Source organism: Streptomyces sp. NBC_00390 (genome assembly GCF_036057275.1).
Taxonomy (GTDB): domain Bacteria; phylum Actinomycetota; class Actinomycetes; order Streptomycetales; family Streptomycetaceae; genus Streptomyces.
In genome coordinates, this window is record NZ_CP107945.1 from 1,424,012 (window position 1) to 1,446,591 (window position 22,580).

Annotated in this window: 20 protein-coding genes; 4 read left to right on the forward strand and 16 right to left on the reverse strand. The window is 71.3% G+C overall.

Annotated features, from left to right (window positions below; all coding sequences use genetic code 11):
* Positions 1-18: 18 nt before the first annotated feature.
* Entirely contained in the window at positions 19-837 is an 819-nt protein-coding gene (locus tag OHS70_RS06155) for a nucleotidyltransferase family protein (RefSeq protein WP_443062570.1), read from the forward strand.
* Between the two features lie 40 nt (positions 838-877).
* Here OHS70_RS06155 and OHS70_RS06160 read toward each other — a convergent pair whose 3' ends face one another.
* The 5 genes from OHS70_RS06160 to OHS70_RS06180 form a co-directional block, all read right to left on the reverse strand.
* Positions 878-1,696 carry an inositol monophosphatase family protein gene (locus OHS70_RS06160; RefSeq protein ID WP_328394465.1) on the reverse strand — a complete coding sequence of 273 codons (819 nt, stop codon included), beginning with the start codon at positions 1,694-1,696 and terminating at the stop codon, positions 878-880.
* A gap of 107 nt (positions 1,697-1,803) precedes the next feature.
* On the reverse strand, positions 1,804-3,600 hold the full coding sequence (locus OHS70_RS06165; protein WP_328394467.1) for a gamma-glutamyltransferase family protein: 1,797 nt from the start codon (positions 3,598-3,600) through the stop codon (positions 1,804-1,806).
* Between the two features lie 73 nt (positions 3,601-3,673).
* Positions 3,674-4,342: a M15 family metallopeptidase gene (locus tag OHS70_RS06170; RefSeq protein ID WP_328394469.1), complete on the reverse strand. Its 669-nt coding sequence runs from the start codon at positions 4,340-4,342 to the stop codon at positions 3,674-3,676.
* 247 nt (positions 4,343-4,589) lie between these two features.
* Positions 4,590-5,177 (reverse strand): TetR/AcrR family transcriptional regulator, encoded by a 588-nt coding sequence (locus OHS70_RS06175; RefSeq protein ID WP_328394471.1) that lies wholly within the window; start codon positions 5,175-5,177, stop codon positions 4,590-4,592.
* Between the two features lie 5 nt (positions 5,178-5,182).
* Entirely contained in the window at positions 5,183-6,613 is a 1,431-nt protein-coding gene (locus OHS70_RS06180) for an amidase (protein ID WP_328394473.1), read from the reverse strand.
* A gap of 55 nt (positions 6,614-6,668) precedes the next feature.
* On the opposite strand from OHS70_RS06180, the gene OHS70_RS06185 reads away from it, so the two are divergent.
* Both OHS70_RS06185 and OHS70_RS06190 read left to right on the forward strand, forming a co-directional pair.
* The gene (locus tag OHS70_RS06185; protein ID WP_328394475.1) at positions 6,669-7,460 is read left to right on the forward strand and encodes an SDR family NAD(P)-dependent oxidoreductase; all 792 of its coding nucleotides are present in this window, start codon (positions 6,669-6,671) and stop codon (positions 7,458-7,460) included.
* A gap of 71 nt (positions 7,461-7,531) precedes the next feature.
* Positions 7,532-8,506, forward strand: coding sequence for a nucleotidyl transferase AbiEii/AbiGii toxin family protein (locus tag OHS70_RS06190; RefSeq protein ID WP_328394477.1), 975 nt, complete (start codon positions 7,532-7,534; stop codon positions 8,504-8,506).
* On the opposite strand, the gene OHS70_RS06195 is transcribed toward OHS70_RS06190, so the two are convergent.
* The 10 genes from OHS70_RS06195 to ggt all read right to left on the reverse strand — a co-directional run bounded on the left by OHS70_RS06195 (position 8,493) and on the right by ggt (position 20,306).
* A complete protein-coding gene (locus OHS70_RS06195; protein ID WP_328394479.1) occupies positions 8,493-10,031 on the reverse strand; it encodes an NCS1 family nucleobase:cation symporter-1 in 1,539 nt (512 codons plus the stop codon). The two genes, OHS70_RS06190 and OHS70_RS06195, sit on opposite strands and share 14 nt — an antisense overlap.
* Positions 10,032-10,068: 37 nt before the next feature.
* Entirely contained in the window at positions 10,069-11,070 is a 1,002-nt protein-coding gene (locus tag OHS70_RS06200) for a TIGR03842 family LLM class F420-dependent oxidoreductase (protein ID WP_328394481.1), read from the reverse strand.
* Between the two features lie 21 nt (positions 11,071-11,091).
* Entirely contained in the window at positions 11,092-12,498 is a 1,407-nt protein-coding gene (hydA, locus tag OHS70_RS06205; RefSeq protein ID WP_328394483.1) for a dihydropyrimidinase, read from the reverse strand.
* 34 nt (positions 12,499-12,532) lie between these two features.
* Positions 12,533-13,813, reverse strand: a complete 1,281-nt coding sequence (locus OHS70_RS06210; protein WP_328394485.1) for an aspartate aminotransferase family protein — start codon at positions 13,811-13,813, stop codon at positions 12,533-12,535.
* Positions 13,810-14,652, reverse strand: coding sequence for a nitrilase-related carbon-nitrogen hydrolase (locus tag OHS70_RS06215; RefSeq protein ID WP_328394487.1), 843 nt, complete (start codon positions 14,650-14,652; stop codon positions 13,810-13,812). The genes OHS70_RS06210 and OHS70_RS06215 overlap by 4 nt, the downstream gene beginning before the upstream one ends.
* Positions 14,653-14,813: 161 nt before the next feature.
* Positions 14,814-16,346 (reverse strand): hypothetical protein, encoded by a 1,533-nt coding sequence (locus OHS70_RS06220; RefSeq protein ID WP_328394489.1) that lies wholly within the window; start codon positions 16,344-16,346, stop codon positions 14,814-14,816.
* Between the two features lie 96 nt (positions 16,347-16,442).
* Complete coding sequence (locus tag OHS70_RS06225; RefSeq protein ID WP_328394491.1) at positions 16,443-16,823, reverse strand: PPOX class F420-dependent oxidoreductase; 381 nt, start codon at positions 16,821-16,823, stop codon at positions 16,443-16,445.
* An 89-nt stretch (positions 16,824-16,912) separates the two neighbouring features.
* On the reverse strand, positions 16,913-17,260 hold the full coding sequence (locus tag OHS70_RS06230; protein WP_328394493.1) for a VOC family protein: 348 nt from the start codon (positions 17,258-17,260) through the stop codon (positions 16,913-16,915).
* Positions 17,261-17,350: 90 nt separating this feature from the next.
* The gene (locus OHS70_RS06235; RefSeq protein WP_443062732.1) at positions 17,351-18,160 is read right to left on the reverse strand and encodes a glycoside hydrolase family 75 protein; all 810 of its coding nucleotides are present in this window, start codon (positions 18,158-18,160) and stop codon (positions 17,351-17,353) included.
* A gap of 340 nt (positions 18,161-18,500) precedes the next feature.
* Positions 18,501-20,306: a gamma-glutamyltransferase gene (ggt, locus tag OHS70_RS06240; RefSeq protein ID WP_328394495.1), complete on the reverse strand. Its 1,806-nt coding sequence runs from the start codon at positions 20,304-20,306 to the stop codon at positions 18,501-18,503.
* 104 nt (positions 20,307-20,410) lie between these two features.
* Between ggt and OHS70_RS06245 the strand changes: the two genes are divergently transcribed.
* On the forward strand, positions 20,411-21,196 hold the full coding sequence (locus OHS70_RS06245; protein ID WP_328394497.1) for a hypothetical protein: 786 nt from the start codon (positions 20,411-20,413) through the stop codon (positions 21,194-21,196).
* Between the two features lie 67 nt (positions 21,197-21,263).
* Here OHS70_RS06245 and OHS70_RS06250 read toward each other — a convergent pair whose 3' ends face one another.
* Positions 21,264-22,526, reverse strand: a complete 1,263-nt coding sequence (locus OHS70_RS06250; RefSeq protein ID WP_328394499.1) for a cytochrome P450 — start codon at positions 22,524-22,526, stop codon at positions 21,264-21,266.
* Positions 22,527-22,580: the final 54 nt, after the last annotated feature.

Here is a 22,580-nt window from a genome sequence, read left to right on the forward strand (position 1 = left end):
GGGGTACTGTCCGCCGCGATGAACAACAGGCTGAACAGCGCGTTGCAGGACGCGATCGATGACATGGCGCAACGGCTCACCGAGGTGCGCGGCGTGCGCGCGGTCGCACTCGGCGGCAGCCGGGCGCGAGGGGCGCACCGCCCCGGCTCGGACTGGGATCTGGGCGTCTACTACCGGGGTGAGGTCGATGTCCCGGGGCTTGCCGCGCTGGCGTCGGAGCTGACCGGTGAGCGGGTGGAGGTCGCCGGCCCCGGCGGCTGGGGCCCATGGGTCGACGGCGGCGCGTGGCTGTCGGTCGACGGAGCGGCGGTGGACTGGATCCTGCGGGACCTGGACCGGGTGGAGCGGGTCTGGTCCGAGTGCCGGGCGGGGCGGTACGAGACGGGGGTGCAGGCGGGCCATCCGCTGGGCTTCTGGTCGCCCGCGTACGCCGGGGAGGTGGCCATGTGCCGCGTACTGGCCGACCCGCACGGCGAGTTGACGGTGCTTCGGGAGGCGACGCAACGCTATCCGGAGCCGTTGCGCGAGGCGCTGGTGCGTGCGGCGTGGGAGGCGGAGTTCTCGGTCGCGGCGGCGCGCAAGTCGGCCGGGTCCGGGGATGCGCTGCATGTGGCGCTGTGTCTGTCGCGGGCCTTCGGCGTGCTCGTGCAGTCGCTGCATGCGCACCACCGGGTGTGGTGCCTCAACGAGAAGGGCGCGCTGGCGGCTGCCGCCGCGTTCCCCGGTGTCCCAAAGGACTTCACGGCACGCGTGACGGCTGCCCTCACCGCACTGGACCCGGCCGCGGTGGAGTCGGCGGGCGAGTTGGTCCGTGAGACGAGGGCCCGGCTCACCTGATCCCCGCAGCCTCACCCGATCCACGGGGCGCGGGCAGCCGTCAGGTGAGCAGGTCCCGTATCCGGTGGGCCGTCGCTTCGTCGCGGGCGGCCGTGAAGGGCAGGACATTGCCGCCGCCGATACGGAACAGCTCCCCCGCGAGTGTCAGATGCGCGCCGCCCGCCTCCGTCACCAGCAGCAGGCCGGCGGCGTGGTCCCAGGCGTGCTCCCAGGAGAAGGCGACGCCGTCCAGGTCGCCGCGGGCCACGTCCAGATACTCCAGGCCGGCGGAGCCGCACGGCCGGGCGTGCACCGAGGGCACGGCGAGGCCGAGCAGCGCACGCTTCTGGTCCGGCGTCGTGTAGTCCGGATGGGACATGGCCACTTCGAGCACCGCGCCCGGGATAGGTGAACCCGCCCGTATCGGCGCGCCGTTGAGCATGGCTCCCGCGCCCCGCACCGCCGTCGCCATCTCGTCCAGCACGGGTGCGTACGTCCAGGAGGCGAGCACCTCGCCGCGCACCGCGAGCGCGACCAGGGTGCAGAACGCGGGGTCGCCGTGCACGAACTGGCGGGTGCCGTCCACGGGGTCGACGATCCACACGGGTGCGTCGCCGTGCAGCGCCTCGTACACAGCGGGGTCCGCGTGCACGGCCTCCTCGCCGACCACGACCGAGCCGGGCAGCAGGGCGGTCAGCGAGGCGGTGAGGTGCTCCTCGGCGCTGCGGTCCGCGATCGTCACCAGATCGTGCGGCCCGCTCTTCTCGACGATCTCGTGCGCGGCGAGCTGGCGGAAGCGCGGCGTGATCTCGGCGGCGGCCGCCTTGCGGACCGCCTCCTCGACGTCGGAGAGATCACCGGTCAGAAACTCATCGATCATGTGTCCAGCTAAGCACGGCCGACTGACATCCCCGCCGACGCCCGGCGACCGGCCGATGGACGCCGGACGGCCGCCAGGGTACGAACACGCGAACGCGCGATGTCCGTTCAGCGGCCTACCGCATAACCCTGCATGCCGCGCGGGTTCGCCGCGGCCGACACGATCCCCGTCGCGGGATCCCTGGAGACCACACACATCCGGCCCTCCGCCCAGGCCTCCCCGACGGTGATGTCATGACCGCGTCGCCGCAGCGCTTCGACCACCTCCGGGTCCATCCGCGACTCGACGGTCACCGACCCGGGCCGCATGCTTCTCGGGTGGAAGGAGCCGGGGAAGGCGTCGTTGTGCCAGCCCGGTGCGTCGATGGCGCCCTGCAGGTCGAGCCCGCCCCGTACCCGGTCACGCAGGGCCACGGCCAGGAAGAAGTGCACCTGCCACTGGTCCTGCTGATCGCCGCCGGGCGTGCCGAACGCCATGACCGGTATTCCGTCCCGCAGCGCGAGCGACGGCGAGAGGGTGGTCCGCGGGCGGCGCCCGGGGGTGAGCGAGTTCGGCAGACCGGGGTCGAGCCAGGCCATCTGCAGCCTCGTGCCGAGAGGGAAACCCAGCTCGGGCACGACCGGGTTGGACTGCAGCCAGCCGCCGCTCGGCGTGGCCGCGACCATGTTGCCCCAGCGGTCGACGACATCCAGGTGACACGTGTCGCCACGGGTCGCACCGTCGTCGGCGACGGTCGGCTCACCGGCACCGGGGGCCGGCGGACCCATCACGTCGAATCCGGGCTCCCCGGCCGCGACGGCGGTAGCGTGCGCGCTGAGCGCGGGTGTCCGCCCCTCAGGACTGCCGGGCCGGAGCTCGTACGACGCCCTCTCCTCGATCAGCGCACGGCGCACGGCGTTGTACGGCTTGGACAGCAGCGCGGCCACGGGTACGTCGTCGGCGTCGCCGTACCAGGCCTCACGGTCGGCCATGGCGAGCTTGCAGCCCTCGATCAGCAGGTGGACGTAGTCGGCGGAACCGTAGGCAGGGAGCTGGGACGGCAGCAGCGCCAGCTGCTGGAGGAAGGCGGGCCCCTGGCTCCAGGTGCCCGCCTTGCACAGGGTCCAGCCGTTCCAGTCGTAGGTCACCGGGGCCTCGTACGAGGCGGACCAGCCGGCCAGGTCCGCCCTCGTGAGCGTGCCGGTGTGCCGGGTGCCGCTGGTGTCCATGGTGGGCACGGCGGACTGCCGTACGAGCGCCTCGGCGACGAAGCCCTCCCGCCAGATCGTCCGCGCCCGCTCGATCTGCTCGGTCCGCCCACCCGCACCGGCCTCCTCGATCAGCCGCCGCCAGGTCGCGGCCAGCGCGGGATTGCGCAGCAGTCGGCCCGGCCGCGGTGCCTTTCCGCCGGGCAGATAGACGTCGGCGGACGTCGTCCACTCCGTCTCGAACAGCTTCCGCACCCGCTCCACGGTCTGCCCGATCCGCTCGACCGGCGCATGGCCGTCCTCCGCGTACCCGATGGCGTACCTCAGCACCTCGGCGAGCGTCCTGGTGCCGTGGTCGCGCAGCAGCACCATCCACGCGTCGAACGCCCCGGGCACGGCCGCGGCCAGCGGTCCGGTTCCGGGCACGAGATCGAGCCCGAGTGAGCGGTAGTGGCCGATGGTCGCGCCGGCGGACGCGACGCCCTGCCCGCACAGGACACGCACCTCGCCGCCCGCGGGGGCGAGGATGACCGGGACCTCGCCCGCGGGCCCGTTGAGGTGCGGCTCGACCACATGAAGGACGAATCCGGCGGCGACGGCGGCGTCGAAGGCGTTCCCGCCGTCCTCGAGCACGGCCATCGCGGACTGCGAGGCCAGCCAGTGGGTGGAGGACACCATGCCGAAGGTGCCCTGGAGGGTCGGCCGGGTGGTGAACAACGTGGCGGCTCCTAGGTACGGCGGGGTCCGACCGACGGTACGCCGCGCCCGCCGCGCGGTCACCGGGCGCGGGTCAGGTGCCGTCCGCCGAGAAGTGCTGGTAGTCCGGCGGGTGCCAGCGGCCACCCCAGTGCCAGCCGACGGCCCGCATCTGCGTGGCGATGACGCCGTCGGGCGTGATCATGCCTTCGGCGGGGCGGGAGCGGTCGAGGCAGGCTCGCCCCGCCGGGGGATGGACATCGCCGGAGCCGTCCACGTACGGGTTCTCCACGGGGTTGATGTCCAGCGCGTCACCGTACGAGTGCCGGGAGAGGTGACGGGGATCGCCGGTCACCCGGCGGCAGTTGAACGCCGAGGTGTTGTCGTCCGCCATCGCTGCCGCGTCACTGCCGCCGTACTCCGCCATCACCCGCATCCGCCGGATCGGGAATCGTTCGTCGAAGGCCTTCCCGAACACCCGCAGCAGCGGGCGCACCTCGTCCTGATGGACGATCAGTTCGCCGCGGTGCACGCGCCCGTCGAAGCCCCAGTGGTTCATTCGGACGAGCCGCAGCCGGGAGGGAGGCACCGGGCAGGCCGGATCGTAACTGGCACCGAGTTCGGCCGGTGGTACATCGCTGACGCGGGGCGAGAGCCGGGGTGGCGCGGCGGCGGTGAACTGGGCGGGCGTCGCGGTGCAGGCCAGCGTCAGAACCATGACCGAGGAGAGGACGGGCGCGACCGCCCGGTGCGCGATATGCACCCTTTCAGCGTAGTTGGCGGACCGACTTCCGCACCCTGCGAGGCATCCGGCCCCGCAGGTGCCGCGCTGCCTGCCGCGGAATATCCTGGAACGGCCGCGAAACCGGCTGCGCGCGGTTCGGACCGGCCGACGCGCGGGCGAGTGCGCCCAGTTGGACGCAGATACTCCGCCGCGTGATGACGCGGCGGACGCAGGTGACCGAGGGGTGCCTCAGCCCGGCGGGGCACGTCCGGGAACGCCTGTGAGGTCAGAGCCCCGCGTCCTGGCTGACCGCGCCCCGGGCGAGCAGCAGCAGCGCGTCGACGAGGTCGTCGGCCGGGCTGCCGGTGGCGAGACGCCGCAGCTGGAGGCCCATCACCAGAGCCACGATGGTCGCCGCGTAGGCCTCGGCGTCCGGGACTCCGAGACCGGTGAGGATCTGCACCGCCAGGCGGTCATAGGCGGAGAAGGCCTCGGAGGCGGCCTCCCGCAGCCGCTCGTCCCGCCCGGCCTGGACATACAGCTCGAAGGTCGCGATGTGCTCGCTCCCGAACGGGATGCCGCCCGCCACCTGCCCCGCGAGCGAGGCGGCACCCGCGATGTCGATGCCCTCGCCCTGGTACCGGTCGGCCAGCTCGGTGAAGCGGCGGGTCTCCGCGCGGACGAAGTGCAGCAAGCTCTCCCGCAGCAGTTCGTGCTGGGTCTCGAAGTGGTACGTGACCGAGCCCAGCGAGACCCCGGCCTCCTTGGCGATCCTCCGGTTGGTGACCGCCGCGACGCCGTCCTGACCGATGATGTGCAGGACGGCGGCGATGATGCGCTGCCGGGTGGGCGCGGAGCGGGCGGCGTTGGACATGAGGGTCATTGTTCCACTGGCGTGGCCCCCTTGATCGCGGGGGCGGGTGGGCGCTTCTCGTACCAGCGCTGGTCGGCCTCCAGCTGGGCCGCAAGCGAGATCAGCCTCTCCTCGCTGCCGGCGGGGCCGAGCAGCTGGGCGCCCACGGGCAGTCCGTCGGCGGTCAGGCCGGCGGGCACGTTGACGCCGGGCCAGCCCAGGACGTTCCAGGGGAAGGCGTACGGGCAGGCGGCCGTCATCGTGGAGTTGGTGCGCCAGGTGCCGAGGTCGTCGAAGGTGCCGATGCGCGGTGGCGGGGTGGCGGTCGTCGGGGCGAGGATCACGTCGTAGGTGTCGAAGATGGCGCCGATACGGCGGTGCTGGCGGCTTTCGCGGGCGCGGGCGGCGCGCACGACCGGGCCCCGCAGCAGCCGGGCGCTGCGCATGGCGCTGCGGGTACGCCGGTCGAGCAGCGCGGCCTGGGGATGCAGTGCCGCGAGCTCAGCGACACCCGTCGTACCGCGTGCCACCAGACTCAGGCCGATCAGCCCGTAACGCGGCCTGGCCTCCTCGACGGTGTGGCCGAGGCGGGCGAGCGCCTCGGCGAGCGCGGTCACCGCACGGCGCACCTCGGGATGCGGCTTGGTGCCGGTGAGGGTCATCGGGGGCCGCCAGGCCAGGGCGATCCGGAGGGTGCCCGGCTCGCGGCGGGCGGCGGCCGAGGCGTCGATCGCGTCGGGCCGGTGCAGGTCATCGGGGTGCGAGCCCTGCACGACGTCGAGCAGCAGGGCCGCGTCGGCCACGGTGCGTGCGAGCGGGCCGTTGACGGCGAGGCCCTGGAAGGCGTCGGTGTACGGGTACAGGGAGACCCGGCCGCGCTGGGGCTTGATGCCGACGAGATGCGTCCAGGCCGAGGGGATGCGGATGGACCCCGCGCCGTCCGAGCCGACTGCCGCGGGCACGAGTCCGGCCGCGACGGCCGCCGCCGAACCACCGGAGGACCCGCCCGGGGTGTGGTCGAGCGACCAGGGGTTACGGGTGGCACCGAAGGCCGGCCCTTCGGTGAACGGCCACTGGCCGAGCTCGCAGGAGTTCGTCTTGCCGACGATCACGGCTCCGGCCTCGCGCAGTCTGCGGGTGGTTTCGCCGTCGGCCGCCGCTGCCGCGGTCTCGCCCTGGCACCCGAAGAGGGTGGGCAGGCCCGCCACATCGGTGTCGTCCTTGACGGCCATCGGTACGCCCAGCAGAGGCAGCTGCTCCCCCGCGGCCAGTCGCCGGTCCGCCTCCCTCGCCTCCGCGAGTGCCTGTTCGCCGCGTACCCAGCGAAATGCGTTGATGGTGCTCTGGCTTGCCTCGATGCGCTCGATGGCGCTCGCCACGAGGGTCTCGGACGAGGTGTGCCCGTCCCGCAACTCCCGGATGTGTTCCGCCAGTCCGCCGAATTCATCTGTGGACACGACCGCCCCGCCTCCCTATTGTTCGTTCGAACGAACAGAACTGGAGGGTAACCAGATGCGCATCAGCGGAGCAAGCGTTCTGCTCACCGGCGTCACTGGCGGCATCGGCGGCGCACTCGCCGCCGAACTGACCGCCAAGGGGGCGAAGTTGGTGGTGACCGGCCGCCGCCGCGAGGCGCTGGAGCCGTTCGCCGAGCGCTACGGCGCGCGAACGATCGTCGCCGACCTCGGCGACGCCGACGATGTCCGGCGGCTGGCCGACGAGGCCGCGGGCACGGACATCCTTCTCGCCAACGCCGCGCTGCCGTCCAGCGGTGACGTGCTCGACTACACGCCGGAGCAGATCGACCGTGCACTTGCGGTGAACCTGCGCGCCCCGGTCATGCTGGCCCGGCTGCTCGCGCCGGCGATGATCGACGCGGGCCGGGGTCATATCGCCTTCGTCGGCTCGCTCTCCGGCCTGGCGGCGACCAAGTCCTCGTCCCTGTACAACGCGACCAAGTTCGGGCTGCGCGGGTTCTCGCTCGCCTTCCGCCAGGATCTGCACGGCACGGGTGTCGGTGTCTCGATCGTCCAGCCCGGATTCGTGCGCGACCTGGGGATGTTCGCCGCCACCGGGTCCAAGACCCCCGGCGGTGTGCGGACCGTCTCGCCCCGCCAGGTCGTCGACAAGGTGGTACGTGCCGTCGAACGCAATGTTGCCGAGATCAATGTCGCGCCGCTGGAACTCCGGTTCCTGACCTCGGTCGCCGCCCAGTTCCCGGGCCTGGCCGAACGGGTGCAGCGCCGGGCGGGCGCCGAGCCGGTGATCCGCGAGATCGTGGAGGCCCAGCGCTCCCGTCGCTGAGCAACCCGCCTGTCAGTGACCCTTGCTACGGTCGGCCGCGCCGGTGGACCGACAGGGAGTGAGGGCCCGCCATGGAGAGTGCGCGCCGTGCCGCACTGGACCATGTGCTGCAGCTGATCGCACAAGCGCCGTGGAGCGACGGGCTGGTGCTGCGCGGCAGCATGACGCTTCAGGCGTGGGCGGGTGACGCCGCTCGCGAGCCGGGTGACCTGGACTGGATCGTGCACACGCCCGGGCCGGCGAACTGCCCGGACCCGCTCAGCCCGTTCCCGTACGTCGACACCATCGAGACGGTGCAGCAGTGGCCCGAGGCCTCGGACGGAGCGGCACGGTACGAGATATGGGGCGAGGAGGAGTTCTCGGCGTACGGGGCACGGCCGTTGCTCCCGCCGGAGGGGCTGCGCTGGCTGGACGCCCCGGCGCTCGGTGTGCCCGCCTCGCCCCTGCAGGATCTGATCGAGGCGATCCGCGAGCACCCGGCCGCAGCAGGGGGTGTCACCCTGGACCCGGACGGCGTCCGGGGCGACGACCTCAAGGGGTACGACGGCGATGTGAGCTACGGCGACCGGGACGAGGAGTGGGAGTACGACACGCCCGGCGTCCGGGCCGTCATTCCCTGGCAGGCGCCCGGGTCGCTCCCCGGCAGGGCACAGGGAGAGATCCAGGTCGACTTCGCCTTCGACGAGGTGCTGCACGACGCCCCGGTGTGGACCGCCGTCCCGCGCGGCGACGGCGGCCCGCCCACCGCGGTCCGCACCGCAAGCCGCGAACTGTCGCTCGCCTGGAAGCTGCTGTGGCTGGTCACGGACCACGGGAAGGACGGGTCGGCCGGCGGCAAGGATCTGTACGACGCCGTCCTGCTGGCCGAGTGCCCGCGCACGCGGCTCACCCCGCGGCTGCTGCGCAGGGTGCTCGGCAGCCACGCGGCGGGCTTCGGCCCTGGCTCCGTCCGCGCCTGGCACATCGCCGCCTCGTGTCCCGGCGCCCCGGACCGGCTCAAGGAACGGCTGGTCCGGGCACTGGGGCCGGGGTTCAGCGCCGGCTGACCCGCTCGGGCATCATCAGCAGCATGTAGAGCAGCAGCGATGCCCCGAGACCCACCGCCCAGCCGTAGTTCGCGAGCGGCTTGAGGAGCGGGATCAGGCCGTCCTCGGGGAACGGGCCCTTGCCCGGCGCGGAATGGGAGCCGCCGATGGCCAGCAGCCCGCCGACCGCGAACGCGGCCACCGCGCGCAGGTTCCAGCCGGAGGTGTACCAGTAGCGGCTGCCCGGCGTGTACAGGCCGGCAAGGTCCAGCACGGTGCGGCGCACCAGCCAGTAGTCGGCGATGAGGATGCCCGCGACCGTGCCGAGCAGTCCGCCGACCAGTCCGAGCCAGGTGAAGATGTACAGCTCGGGCGTCTCGGTGAGCTGCCACGGCATGATCAGCACACCGACGACGCCTGTGATCAGCGCGCCCCTGCGGAAGTTGATGAACCGCGGCGCCAGATTGGCCAGGTCGTACGCCGGCGAGACGACGTTGGCCGCGATGTTCACCGAGATCGTCGCGATCAGCACGGTCACCAGCGCGAACAGCAGCCCGAAGACGTTGTCGGTCTTGGCGGCGAGTTCGACCGGGTCCCAGATGGCAGCGCCGTACACGGCCTGGGAGCCGGAGGTGACGAACACCGACAGCAGTGCGAACAGGGTCATCGTCGTCGGCAGGCCGAGCGTCTGGCCCCACACCTGCGCACGCTGGCCCTTGCCGAAGCGGGTGAAGTCCGGGATGTTCAGCGACAGCGTGGACCAGAAGGCGATCATGCCCATGAGCGAGGGGAAGAAGACGGGCCAGAAGTCCGCGCCCCAGCCGAGCTGCGACGGCTGGTCCAGCAGTGGTCCGAGGCCGCCCGCCTTGTTCGCGATCCACACGAACAGGACCAGGGCGCCGACGATGACGAACGGCGCGGCCCAGTTCTCGAACCGGCGCAGTGTCTCCATCCCCCGGTAGATGATGGCGAGTTCGAGTACCCAGAAGAGCACGAAGCACACCCACAGCGTCCACGGCTGCCCGCCGATCTCCGCCGCCTCCGCCCAGCCGCCGAAGATCTTGCCGAGCAGGATGAAGATGCCCTGGCCGCCGATCCAGGTCTGGATACCGAACCATGCGCAGGCGACCCCGGCCCTGATCAGCGCGGGCAGGTTGGCGCCGCGCAGGCCGAACGACGCCCGGGCCAGGACCGGGAACGGGATGCCGTACTTCGGCCCGGCATGCCCGGTGAGCAGCATCGGCGCCAGCACGATCAGATTGGCCAGCGCGATGGTGAACACCGCCTGCTTCCAGTCCATGCCGAGCGCGACCAGGCCCGAGGCGAGCAGCCAGGACGGGATGTTGTGGGCCATGCCGACCCAGAGGGCCGCGAAGTTGTAGGTCGTCCAGTGACGGTCGGCGATCGGAACGGGCAGCAGATCGTCGTTGACGAAGCGGTTGTCGGCGGGGACCTCGCCTGGTGCGAGCTCGATGCGAGCGGTCTGTACGGACATGGGGGTGGCTATCGGCCCGTCGGAGGGGGTGGGCGGAACGGTCGAGGTCATGGCGGCTGACCCTTCAGGCGTGCGCGGTGCGCGGACTTCAGAGGTTGAGTGCGGGGATGATCTCGGAGCCGTACGCGTCGATCGTCGCTTCCTTCGCGTCGTGCATGTTGTAGACCGCGAACTGGTCGACGCCCAGGTCCCGCAGTGCCGTCAGCTTCTCGATGTGCGCCTCGGCCGGCCCCAGCAGACAGAACCGGTCGACGATCTCGTCCGGGACGAAGTCGGTCGACGGGTTCCCGGCGCGGCCGTGGTGGCTGTAGTCGTAGCCGTGCCGCTCCTTGATGTACGCCGTCAGCGCCTCCGGAACCATGTCCGAGTGCTCGCCGTAACGGGAGACCAGATCGGCGACATGATTGCCGACCATCCCGCCGAACCAGCGGCACTGGTCGCGGGCGTGGGCGAGGTCGTCACCGACATACGCCGGCGCGGCCACACAGATGGTGACGGACGCGGGGTCGCGTCCCGCGTCCGCGGCCGCGTCGCGCACGGCCTTGACCATCCACTCCGTCAGATAGAGGTCGGCGAGCTGCAGGATGAAGCCGTCGGCCTTCTGCCCGGCGAGCGCCAGGGCCTTGGGGCCGTACGCCGCCATCCACACGGGCAGCTTCCCGTTCTTCACCCAGGGGATACGGATCGGGCTGCCGTCGACGACCGCCTCCCGGCCCTCGGCGAGATCGCGGATCACGCCGATCGCCTCGCCGAGCCTGGCCAGGGTGTTGGGCTTGCGTCCGGCCACCCTCATCGCCGAGTCGCCGCGCCCGATACCGCACACGGTGCGGTTGCCGTACATGTCGTTGAGCGTGGCGAAGGTGGAGGCGGTCACCTCCCAGGTCCGGGTGCCCGGGTTGGTGACCATCGGTCCCACGATCATCTTCTGTGTGTGCTCGAGGATCCGGCTGTATACGACGAACGGCTCCTGCCACAGCACCGCGGAGTCGAAGGTCCAGCCGTAGCGGAAGCCGTTGCGTTCCGCGCGCCGCATCAGTCCGACGACGGCCGAAGCCGGCGGGTCGGTCTGCAGGACGAGTCCGAAGTCCACGTCGGGGCCTCCTGGTTCGGGCTAGTTCAGGTATTGGCAGGTGGAGCGGGGGGTGTAGACGCCGTGACCGGCCCGACCGGTGAACTCGCGCTGGTCGATGACGGCTTCACCGCGCGACAGCACGGTCTCCACCTGGCCGGTGACGGTCCTGCCCTCGTACGCCGAGTAGTCGACGTTCATGTGGTGGGTGGCGGCGGAGAGGGTCTGCTCGGCGTGCGGGTCGTAGATGACGACATCGGCGTCCGCGCCCGGCGCGATGGTGCCCTTCTTCGGGTAGAGGCCGAACATCCGGGCCGGGGTCGCGCAGGCGATCTCGATCCAGCGGCGGCGGCTGATGTGCCCGTCGACGACGGCCTGGTGGAGCAGGTCCATCCGGTTCTCCACGCCGGGCAGCCCGTTGGGGATCTTGGAGAAGTCGCCACGGCCGAGCTCCTTCTGCCCGGAGAAGCAGAACGGGCAGTGGTCGGTGGAGACGACCTGGAGGTCGTTCGTGCGCAGTCCGCGCCACAGGGCGGCCTGGTGCTCACGGGGCCGCAGCGGCGTGGAACAGACGTACTTGGCGCCCTCGAAGTCCGGCTCGGCAAGGTTGTCGGTGGACAGGAACAGGTACTGCGGACAGGTCTCGCCGAAGACGGGAAGCCCCTTGTCCCGGGCGGCGGCGAGTTCGGCCACGGCTTCCTCGGCCGAGACGTGCACGACGTAGAGCGGGGCGCCGGCGACCCGGGCGAGCTGGATGGCGCGATGGGTGGCCTCGGCCTCCAGCAGGACCTTGCGCACCTCGCCGTGGTAGCGGGGGTCGGTCTCCCCGCGGGCGAGGGCCTGCTCGACGAGCACGTCGATGGCGATGCCGTTCTCGGCATGCATCATGATCAGCCCGCCGTTGGTGGACGAACGCTGCATGGCGCGCAGGATCTGCCCGTCGTCGCTGTAGAAGACGCCTGGATAGGCCATGAAGAGCTTGAAGGAGGTGATGCCCTCCTCCACCAGCAGGTCCATCTCCTTGAGCGACGACTGGTTGACGTCGGAGAGGATCATGTGGAAGGCGTAGTCGATGGCGCAGTTGCCGTCGGCCTTGGCGTACCAGGCGTCCAGCCCTTCGCGCAGGGAGTGGCCCATGCTCTGCACGGCGAAGTCGACGATGGTGGTGGTGCCGCCCCAGGCGGCGGCGCGGGTTCCGGTCTCGAAGGTGTCGGAGGCGGACGTGCCGCCGAACGGCAGCTCCATGTGGGTGTGAGCGTCGACACCGCCCGGGATGACGTACTTGCCCGCGGCGTCGATCGTGCGGTCCGCCGTCCATGTCCCGGCGGCCGCGGTGCCATGGGCGGCGAGGGCGGCGATCCGCCCGTCCTCGATCAGCACGTCGGCATGGATCTCGTCGGCGGCGGTGATGACCAGTCCGCCGCGGATCAGGGTGCGGGTACTGCTCATTGCTGGTGCGCTCCCTATCTGTACGTACGGTCGGCTACGCGCTGCGCAGGGCCTGTTCGAGGATCGATGCGCCTTCCTCGGCCTCGGCCACGGTCAGCGAGAGGGGCGGTGCGATACGCAGCGCGCTCGTGTTGTGGCCGCCGCCCTTGCCGATCAGCAGCCCGCTCTCGCGCGCGGCTTCCATGACCCTGGTCGCGGCCGCCGGGTCGGCCTCGTCGGTGCCGGGCCGCACCAGCTCGATGCCGATCATCAGCCCGCGCCCGCGCACCTCCCGTACGGCCGGCAGACCGGCGCCGATCGCGCGCAGCCGCTCGATCAGCAGTCCGCCGACCCTTCGGGCGTTGCCCTGGAGGTCGTGCTCGAGCAGATACGTGAGGTTGGCGATGCCCGCGGCCATGGTGACGGGGCTGCCGCCGAAGGTGGAGATGGAGTTGGCGTCCATGCAGTTCATGATTTCGGCGCGGCCGACGACGCCGCCGATGGACATTCCGTTGCCGATGCCCTTGGCGAAGGTGAGCAGGTCCGGCGGGCCGTTCCTGTCGTGCGCCTGCCAGCCCCAGAAGTGGTCGCCGGTGCGGCCCCAGCCGGTCTGCACCTCGTCGGAGATCCACAGGATTCCGTGGCGGTCGAGAACTTCGCGGAAGGCGGCGTAGAGGCCGTCGGGCGGTGCGGTGAAGCCGCCTACGCCCTGGACGGGTTCGGCGATCAGTGCGGCAACGTCGCGGGTGTGCCCGAGCAGGTCCTCGAGGTCGGCGACGCACGCCTCGATGAACTGGGCGTCCGACAAGTGCGCGAAGGGCCCGCGGGTCCGGACACCGCCGTGCACGTACAGCGTCTGCAGGGGGGACAGGCTGGTCGGGGACCAGGACTGGTTGCCGGTGATGGAGACGGCCGAGAAGGACCGGCCGTGGTAGCTGTTGCGCATCGCCAGGATCTGGTTGGAGCGGCGGTGGCCGGTGGCGAGCAGCAGCGCGGTGTCGTTGGCCTCGGTGCCGGAGGTGGTGAAGAAGACGCGGGCGTCGGGGATGCCGGACAGGGCGGTGATCCGCTCGGCGAGCTCCACCATCGGGCGGTTGAGGTAGAGGGTGGAGGTGTGGATGATCCGCCCGGCCTGCTCGCTCACCGCCTTGGTGACCTCGGGCAGGGCGTGCGCGGTCATGGTGGTGAGGATGCCGCCGAAGAAATCGAGGTAGCGGTTGCCGTCCGCGTCCCAGACATGGCGGCCCTCGCCATGGGTGATCTCGATGGGCTGCTTGTAGTAGAGGGCGACCCAGTCGGGGATGACGGCCTTGTGCCGGTCGAACAGATGGGTCACGGCTGCACCAGCCCGTCGTAGGCGTCGGGGCGCCGGTCGCGGTAGAACGCCCACTGCTGGCGTACGACGTCGATCAGGTCGAAGTCGAGGTCGCGGACGAGGAGTTCCTCGGCCTTGTCACTGGCGGTCTCGCCGACGAACTGCCCGCGGGGGTCGACGAAGTAGCTCGTCCCGTAGAAGTCGTTGTCGCCGTACTCCTCCTGGCCGACGCGGTTGATCGCGGCGATGAAGTACTCGTTGGCGACGGCGGCCGCGGGCTGCTCCAACTGCCAGAGGTAGGCGGAAAGGCCGCGCGAGGTGGCGGACGGGTTGTAGACCAACTGTGCGCCTTGCAGACCGAGTTGGCGCCAGCCCTCGGGGAAGTGGCGGTCGTAGCAGATATATACGCCGACCTTGCCGACCGCCGTGTCGAACACGGGCCAGCCGGCGTTGCCGGGCCTGAAGTAGTACTTTTCCCAGAAGCCTTTGACCTGCGGAATGTGGTGCTTGCGGTACTTGCCGAGGTACGTGCCGTCGGCGTCGATCACGGCGGCGGTGTTGTAGTAGAAGCCCGCCCCCTCGATCTCGAAGACCGGAACCACGATCACCATGCCGGTCTCGCGGGCGAGTTCCTGCATCCGTCGGACGGTCGGACCGTCCGGGACGGGCTCGGCCCAGCGGTAGTGCTCGGGCTCCTGGACCTGGCAGAAGTAGGGGGCGTTGAAGACCTCTTGGAATCCGATCACCTTGGCGCCCTGCCGGGCCGCCTCACGGGCGTGTTCCTCATGTTTGGCAATCATCGATTCGGTGTCGCCCGTCCAGGTGGCCTGGACCAGAGCTGCGCGTACGACATTGGCCATGAGTTGCTCCTTCGACGGGCCGTCAAGAGCTCTACGCACGTAGATGCGATGCGTAGGAGGAGAACGTAAGCCCCGTCACACACTGGGGCAAGACCATCGCCATTAACCCGCAGAGTCGATCATGTTTCACACTCGAGCGGTCCACACCGGTCGATCCACTGTCAGAGATGACCTGCAACGCGTAGTGCATGGACAACGTCCCGCTCCCGTGCCGTGGATACGGCACGCGCGGCGGCCAGCACCTGCGGGACCAGCCGCGCCGGGTCGCGGTCAGGGACCCTGGCGGCATCCTCCGCGCTGCGGACCTGCACGAACGCGGCGAGCAGCGCACCGCCCCGGGCGGCCAGGCCCTCGTCCTCGAGGGCGATGACGGCACCGGCGATCTCGTCGGCGGAGCGGGAGACGCCCTGGCGCAGGAGCTGATGGCCGTCGTCGCTGCGGCCGGCCGCGGCAAGCGCGTCGGCGGCCGCGGCAAGCCGTGCCGCGGGCTGCGACGCCACCTCCCACAACAGCGTGGCCCAGTCGGCGGCGAGACCGGAGCGGTGCAGTTCACCGGCGAGGGCCGGCAGCCAGGAGGCGGGCCGGGCGGCGGCCTCGCAGATCACGGCGTGGGCCTCACCGCCGCGCCCTTCGGCCCGCAGCCGCCCGAGCGCGGCGACGGTCTCGCGCGCGGAGCGGGAGGCGCCTGCGGGGGCGACGACCGGGGCGGGTGCGGCATGCTCCGCCGCGGCTGCGGCCCCGCCGAAGCGCGCCCCACGGGGAACGTCGTCCGCCACCGGAAGAACGGGCACGGGCTGCACCACCGCCTCCTCCGCCTGCTCCTCGACTCCGGCGAACCGGGCCCCGCGCGGACGGCGGCGCTTCTTGGCGCGGGGCGGCTCGGGTGCGGGGCGGTCCTGCGTCCCGCCGGGCGGATGAGGCTCGACGGCCGCGAACTCCGCCCGGCCGGCACGGTCGTGGGCGTCGGCCACGGGCCCGAACCCCTCCTCGGCCGCGACGGACCTTGCGGTTGCCCCGCCCGGGTGCGCGTACGCGTCGGCGGCCCGGACGCCATCCTGGGGCGAGGCGTCGGGACTCGCTCCGTACGCGGCGGGGGCGGCCGGCCGGAGCCGGTGGCCGGGCCCGGGAGCCGCGCCGGCGCCGGCCGGGTGCTGTGCCCGGTCCGGCGGGGCAGCGGGCGGCTCGGGCCTAGCGAGAGCTGCCTGCCGGGAGCGCAGCTCCATGATGCGTGCCGTCGCGCGCACGTGGTCGTCGCGCGTCCAGGACAGCTCATGGGCGTACTGCTCCGCCGCCGGTGCGCCCTCGGCCTCCGCGCCGAGCAGCCGTATCAGCTCCTCGGCGCGGCCCTGCGCATACGTCTGCTCCCTGAGCATGAGCTCCAGCCGTTCCGCCAGCGCCTCGCGGCCGCCGGGCAGCCGGTCGTGGGCCGCCGCGGCGGACGCCTGAAGCCGGCTCGCCCGCACCGACTCCTGCTGCACGAAGGCGGGCCCGCGCTCGGCGGCCAGATCCTGGAGCAGCGATTCGACCACGTCCCAGGGCGGGATCTCCACGCCGTCCAGACAGGCCTGCATGCCATCGGGGTCACGTTGCCAGAAGATCCCGTACCAGCCGCCGGACCGGTCGAGCAGCGCGACCAGTTCCTTCAGGTACCGCGCGAACACCCCGACATCCGCCGGGAGTTGATGCACCATCATCGCCGCCCCTGCCCCACTGCCGACTGGACCCGTCCGATCCCGAGGAACCGGAGGCATTCGATCGCAGCAAGGTTACGGACAGGCTACGCAGTGTTTTCAGAACGTGACCGCAATGCCGGTGTGCGGTCTTTTGCCCAGCCGGACGATCATCGCGGGCCAGTCGACGATCCAGAACTGCCAGGTGTACTTACGGGCCAGGAGTCTGCGCACCGCCGCGGTGCCCTCCTGGTCCAGCAGCCGCGCCGTTCCCTCCGCAGTAGGCGCGCCCTCGGCGATGTTGCCCCGTGCGTCGCACACCGTGATCACCACGCGGCTGTCGTTGCGCAGGCGCCTCACTTTCCACGAGTCCGTCCGTGTCCACACGAACAGCTCATCACCGTCCACCGCGAACCACACGGGCGTGGCCACCCCGGTCCCGTTCTTGCGGAACGTGGTGACGCTGACGTACCTGGCGCTGGCGAACTTCTCGGCACTCACGCTGCGAAGCGTACGTCAGCCCTTGCCGTGGGCGTCACGGGACGCCATGAGGCGTCCAGAAGGGCCCGAATGCAGGTGGGCCCTGGGCGTCAGCGGTGGCTCAGCACGTTGACCACCCGGTCGTCGGGGTCACGGACGAAGAAGCGGCGCACTCCCCACGGCTCGTCCTGGAGCGGGTGGACGATCTCCGCGCCACGCTCCCGCAGCGCCACGTAGGCGGCGTCCACGTCGTCCACCTCCACGCTCATGTCAGGCGTCACCGGTGCGGTCCTGTCCCCGGTCATGATGCCGACCTGCGCCGCCGGGTGGGCCGGGGAGGCGAGGGTCACGATCCAGCCGTGGTTCATGACTTCCTCGAAGCCCAGCAGATCGTAGAACTCCCGGCTCCTGTGCATGTCGTGGGTCCGGATGTTGGGCACCACTCGGCGAACGGTCATCGACGGCTCCAGAGGAAGGCAGACAGGTGCTCACGTCTCGTCACATGCACTTCGACACCCACACCTTCGCACATGTATTCGATAAATGCTCTAGCGGCTCTTGACGAAGTTCTTCGCGAGGCGCTCACCGAGGGTGACGGCCGCGCCATGGCTCTCGATCGGCGACGCCTTCGAGTTCTTGAAGACGATGTACGTGACCCCCGAAGGAGTCCCGCCCGTGGCGGGGTTCGGGGCGATGCCCAGCGCCTTCGCCGTGGCGTACGACGCCTCGCCGATGATCCCCGTGGGGCCCGTGTCGCCCACGACCGCGTACTGCACCTTGCCGCGGTACACGACGGCCGCGACCGAACCGCCTCGGATGCCGGACGACTTGTAGTTCCAGATCGTGCTGGGCGTGGGCACCACGATGAAGGGCAGTTTCTCGGCGTTCAGGTAGGCGCCGTCGGACTGCAGGAAGGCGGTCGCCTCCTGGAAGGACGGATCGGTCCGGCGGTTGCAGCGCGTGGTGCGCCGGCCGTCGCAGTCGATGTCCATGTCCGCCTTCCAGAACACGGCGTTCCCGGCATCGCAGACGGGGATGCTCGCCGAGGCCTTCTGGTCGGTGCGGTACTTGCCCTTGGAGATCTGCTTGCACTTCGCGACCTTCGCCAGCAGCTGGGCCGCGGTCACCGACCCTTCGGCGGCCTCGGGAAGGCCGGGCTGCTCCGGGGTCTCGGGAACACCGGGCGCACCGGGCGCACCGGAAACGCCGGGAACATCAGGGGCATCGGGAACATCGGGGGGCTCAGGAACTCCGGGAACATCGCCGAGCTCGAGCGCCTCAGGAAACCCCGGGAGATCACTGGGCTCGGGAACGGGGAGCCCGGGGACATCGGCGGACTCTTCCCCCCTTGCAGACACGGGGACCTCAGCAGTCTCGGCGAGTCCAGCAGCCGCAACAGCCTCGGCGGCCGCCGTAGCCTCGCCGAATTCGTCCGGAGGCGCCGCCCCGGTGCGGTGGGCGGCGCCGGCGGGGTCGGGCGGCGGCATCGCCGGAGCGGCGGCCGCCGGCAGGGCGGTCACAGCGAGCAGGGCAACGCCGCCGGTGCCGGCAAGGACGGCTTGGAGAGCAACATGTCGAATACGCACAAGGAGACCTTTCTGTCCGGAAGGCTCCCTACCCGCCGAGGGCACGACCCCTCTCCGATCGGCCGCCGGACGGGTTACGGCCCCGGGCACTGTCCCGGGACCGTGACCGCGGTCACCTGCTGGGACGCACCACCATCGCCGAGCCGCCGCCCCTCCTGACCTTCTCGGCCGCCGCGAGCCAGCGGCCGTCAGCCAGCCGCTGGATGCCGGTGGCCGCGCCGATCTCCGGATTCTGCCGGAACCCGTGGCCGATCGCCTCCAGTTCGGCCCGCAGCGGGCTGTTCCAGAGCCCGGGCTCGAGCTCGGTGGTCGTCTGGTTGCGCTGGCTGGCGCGCGGCGCCGCGATCGCCTCGACCAGGGGCAGGCCCCGGTCCAGATGCCCCGTCAGGGTCTGCAGCACCGTGGTGATGATGGTCGCGCCACCCGGCGAACCGAGCGCCAGCACGGGACGGCCGTGGTCGAGCACGATCGTCGGCGCCATGGAGGACCGCGGCCGCTTGCCGGGACCGGGCAGGTTCGGGTCATGCACCGCCGGGTCGGCCGGGGCGAAGGAGAAGTCCGTCAGCTCGTTGTTGAGCAGGAAGCCGCGCCCGGGGACGGTGATGCCGCTGCCGCCCGTGGACTCGATCGTCAGCGTGTACGCGACGACGTTGCCCCACTTGTCGGCAGTCGTCAGATGGGTCGTGTTCTCACCCTCGTACGTGGTCGGGGCGGCCGCCCCCGTGGACCCGCAGTCGACGGGGTCGGCCGGGTCGCCCGGCGCCAGCGGGCTGCTCAGCACGGCGTCGTCCTTGATCAGGCATGCGCGCGAGTCCGCGAACCGCTGCGACAGCAGCCCCCGGGCCGGTACGTCCTCGAAGGCCGGATCGCCGACCCACCGCCCGCGGTCCGCGAACGCGATCCGGCTCGCCTCGATGAAGCGGTGCAGATACTGCGCCTGCGAGGCCTTGGACAGGTCGGTGCGCTCCAGCATGTTGAGCGCCTCACCGACGCTCGTACCGCCCGACGAGACCGGCCCCATGCCGTACACGTCGAGGCCGCGGTAGGACACCTTGGTGGGCGCGCGGCGCACCGTCTCGTACGCGCGCAGGTCGCGCAGGGTCAGGTCGCCGGGGCGCACCACCCGGGTGGCGCCGTCGCGGACCGGGGGCTTGCGCACCGTGCGGACGATGTCCTCGGCAATGGGGCCGTGGTAGAGCGGGCCGACGCCCTCGCGGCCGATCTCCCGGTAGGTGCGGGCCAGGTCGGGGTTCTTGAAGACCGTGCCGACGACCGGCAGCTCGCCGCCCGGCAGGAACAGCTCCGCGGTGGCGGGGAAGTCCGCGAACCGGGCGCGGTTGGCCTCGGTCTGGGAACGGAAGGTCGCGTCGACGGTGAAGCCGTGCTCGGCAAGGTGCTGCGCGGGCCGCAGCAGCTGCCGCAACGGCCTGCTGCCCCAGGCGTCCAGGGCGGTCTCCCACGTGGCGGGGGTGCCGGGAGTGCCGACCCCGCGCCCGCTGGTCATCCCCTCCTCGAACGGAATCGGCCTGCCGTTCTCCAGGAAGAGGGAGGCGTCGGCGGAGCGCGGTGCCGTTTCGCGGCCGTCGATCGTGTGCACCGTACGGGACCTGGCGTCGTAGTAGACGAAGAAGCCGCCTCCACCGATGCCGGCCGAGTACGGCTCCGTCACGCCGAGAGCGGCGGCGGTGGCGACCGCCGCATCGACGGCGTTGCCCCCACGCCGCAGCACCTCGATCCCGGCGGCCGATGCGTCGGCGTCGACGCTGGCGACCGCGCCGCCCTGACCGACGGCCACCGGCGTCTTGACGGGCGGCGTCGAGGCCGGTGGCGCGTGGGTGGGCGGTACGGCCGCCCCGATCGAGACCACGGCCGCGGCAACAGCCAGAAACGACACATTCCGTGCGGTGGGGCGACGCATGCGTACCTCCAGTCAACCAACGTCCGCGCAGCGTAACTTTGACGCGGCCATGGCGTCAGGACCGCCTCGAACAATGACGGACGGGACCGCTAACATGCGCGCCCATGACTGACGACGTTCGCAATATCGTGCTCGGCGTGGCTGCCGCCGGAATCAGCGCCACGATCGGCTGGCTCACCCGCACGTACCTCTGGCGGCGCAGACTCCGGCGCAAGCAGGACTTCTTCGGGCTGCCGGGGAACTCCGAGTGCATGCTCGTCGTCAACCGGGAGGCCGGCCGTGACGGCGCCGTGCACCGCTTCGACGTCTTCGCGCTGCTCGAACTCTCCGCGCTGATCAAGGACTGCGGTGCCAACGCCCAGATCGTCTGGCACGACATAGCCCAGCAGGGGTTCGGCGAGCGGACCGAGTTCTGCGTCGGCGGCCCCGTGTCCAACCGCCGGATGGCCGCGCATCTGCACTCCCTGCTGCCTGGCGTGAAGATCAACACGGATCCGGAGCCCGGTCCGGACCAGGGCGCGTTCCAGATCGGCTCGGAGCGCTACCGCATGGAGCCGGGCACGGCCGAGTACGTGTTGCTGGCGCGGCTGACCGCGGGGCAGGACGCGCGGCCCGTCTTCCTGTTCTGCGGCCAGCGCGCGATCACCAACCAGGCCGCCACCCGCTATCTGGCGCGGCACCACGAGAAGCTTGCCCGCAAGCACGGCGGCAACTCGTTCTGCCTGCTGCTGAAGGTGGTCAACTCGCAGGCGTACGGCCCCGATGTGGTCGAGCTGGCCGCCGACGTGACCCGGGCGGCGCAGGCTCCCGCCCCGCTCCCGGCGGCGGACACCTCTGCGCCGGATCCGGCGCCGTCGAAGCGCAGGTCCCGCCGCACGGCGAGCCAGTAGCACCACCGGTGGTCCGGCAGCGGCGGCGAGCAGAGCACCACAGACGCTCATCGGGACGGCCGCGCTCTTACGCGCTCGGTCGCGTCACTGTCAGTGGAAGCGATTTGAGCCCGTTGATGAAGTTGGACACCAGCCGGCGCGGCGGGCCCGCCGGCACGTACGGCGGCAGCAGGCGCAGCGCCTCCTCGTGCAGCACCCGCAGCTGGAGGCGGGCGAAGTGTGCGCCGAGGCAGACGTGCGGGCCGTCCCCGAAGGAGACGTGCGGATTCGGCGTACGCGACAGGTCGAGGCGCAGCGGCTCCTGAAAGACGCCCTCGTCGTAGTTGGCGGACGCGTGGAGGACGACGACCTTGTCTCCGGCGCGGATCGGCTGCCCTGCGAGGGTGACGTCCTGTGCGGCGGTCCGGCGGAAGCTCAGGACCGGGGGATGCCACCGCAGCAGTTCGTCGACGGCACGGTCCAGGTCCACCTCTCCGGCCCGTAGCCTGCGCTGCTCCTCAGGGTGTTCGACCAGGGCGAGAAAGCCCCCGGGCGCGGCGCTGCGCACGGTGTCGTTGCCCGCGACCGTGAGCAGGAAGAAGAACATCTCCAGCTCGGCGTCGAGGAGTGCGGACCCGGCGAGCGCGGTCATGACGTCGTCGGCAGGATGGCGGCGCTTGTACGCGGCGAGCTGCTGCGCGTACTCGAACATCTCCTGCAGCATGGCCGGTGAACGGGGGTTGACGGGCCTGCCGTCGGGGCCGAGCACCGGTGGTTCCTCGGGGTCCTGATAGGCGATGACGCGCTCGGTCCACGTCAGCAGCAGTCCGCGGTCACTCTCGGGCACACCGAGCAGATCGGCGAGATTGAGCAGGGCGTAGTCGTCGGTGACGGTGTGCACCAGGTCGAACTCGCCGCCCGATTCCCTGGCCCTGGTGAGGAGTTGCCGAGCACGCGAACGCGCGGCGGCGGTGAAGCGGTCGATGCGGCCCGGGACGAAGGCCCGGCTCACCAGCCGCCGCAGCCGCCCGTGGTCCGACGGCGCCTGACCCGCGAAATGAGGGGAGGGGTCCTGGTTGAGCATCATGCGGCGGATGAAAGGGAGATCGGCCGGGTCGGGGTCACGGATCTGGGTGGCGCCGAGGTGCGAGGAGAAGACAGTGGTGTCCTTGAGGACCCGGACCACGTCGGCGTGGCGGGTCACGGCCCAGAATCCCGGTCCGGGCGGCCAGCCCAGGACCTCGTACTCCTGTTGCCAGGCCACGGGGTTGTGGTCGCGCAGGAGACGGAAGGCGTTGTGCGGCAGCCCTGCGGCGTAGATCCGCGGATCGAAGACATCGGGCACGCTCATGGCGGAACTCTCGCACGGCACGGTGCGGCAGGACACGAACTGCGTGCGGCCCTC